Below are 1,450 nucleotides of genomic sequence, written 5' to 3' on the forward strand. Positions count from 1 at the left end.
CCCTCGTGCTGCTGCTGGCCGGTGCGGGAGCGCTGGCGCTGCGCCGCCGCCGCTCGCGGGTCTGAACGCCAGAGGGCCGCGTCGATCGCCGGAAGGCGACCGGCGCGGCCCCCGGCGTCGTCCTTCACCCGTTTGCACGTGCGTGCAAGCCCGTCTTTTCGCGACTCGGCGAGAGCACAATGGAACCCGTCCCAATAGACCCCACCGAGGAGACCCATGCACGTCAACGCCTACGCGGCGTCGTCCGCGACCTCACCCCTTGAGCCCACGACCATCGAGCGCCGCGAGGTCGGCCCGAAGGACGTCCTGATCGACATCGCCTACGCCGGCATCTGCCACTCCGACATCCACACCATCCGGGGCGAGTGGGGCCAGGTGCCCTACCCGCTGACCGTCGGCCACGAGATCGTCGGCACCGTCGCCGAGGTCGGCTCCGAGGTCACCAGCCACAAGGTCGGCGACCGCGTCGGCGTCGGCTGCATGGTGAACTCGTGCCGTGAGTGCGAGAACTGCCTCGCGGGCGAGGAGCAGTACTGCGAGAAGGGCAACATCGGCACGTACGGCGCCAAGGACGTCGACGGCACGATCACGCAGGGCGGCTACAGCGAGAAGATCGTCGTCGACGAGCACTTCGTGCTGCGCGTGCCCGAGTCGATCCCTTACGAGAAGGCCGCGCCGCTGCTGTGCGCCGGCATCACGACCTACTCGCCGCTGAACCACTGGAACGCCGGCCCCGGCAAGAAGGTCGCGGTCGTCGGCCTCGGCGGTCTCGGCCACATGGCCGTCAAGATCGCCCACGCCATGGGCGCCGAGGTCACCGTGCTCTCGCAGACGCTGAGCAAGAAGGACGACGGCCTGAAGATGGGCGCCGACCACTACTACGCGACGAAGGACGACGAGACCTTCGACAAGCTCAAGAAGCACTTCGACCTCATCATCAACACCGTCAGCGCGCCGCTCGACCTCAAGCAGTACCTGGGTCTGCTGGCGCTGAACGGCACGATGGTCAACGTCGGCGCCCCGCCGGAGCCGCTGCCCATCCAGGTCTTCACGCTGTTCACCAACCGTCGTTCCTTCGCGGGTTCGTCGATCGGCGGCATCCGCGAGACCCAGGAGATGCTCGACTTCTGCGCCGAGAACGGCATCGCGCCCGAGACCGAGCTCATCTCGGCCGACCAGATCAACGAGGCCTACGAGCGCGTGCTGAAGAGCGACGTGCGCTACCGCTTCGTCATCGACGCGAAGACCTTCGCCCCCGCCTGATCCCCGATCCGGCCCGGATGCCACGGCCCCGACGTTCTGCGGAGCGTCGGGGCCGCGGCATCCCCGCCCCCTCGCCGATAAACGCCCTCCGTGCTGAAACACGCGGCGTGGCCGCGTGCTTCGCACGGATCGGCGTTTATCGGCGTGGCGAGCGGGACGGTCGGGCGCGCTCGCCGCGGAGTTTCTG

1 protein-coding gene is annotated in these 1,450 nt (G+C 68.6%); it reads left to right on the forward strand.

Annotated elements, in window-relative coordinates; translation table 11 throughout:
* Nucleotides 1-216 precede the first annotated feature (216 nt).
* Entirely contained in the window at nucleotides 217-1,263 is a 1,047-nt protein-coding gene (locus tag DBR36_RS14965; RefSeq protein ID WP_108320543.1) for an NAD(P)-dependent alcohol dehydrogenase, read from the forward strand.
* Nucleotides 1,264-1,450: the final 187 nt, after the last annotated feature.

The organism is Microbacterium sp. HMWF026 (assembly GCF_003061325.1).
Lineage (GTDB): Bacteria > Actinomycetota > Actinomycetes > Actinomycetales > Microbacteriaceae > Microbacterium > Microbacterium testaceum_E.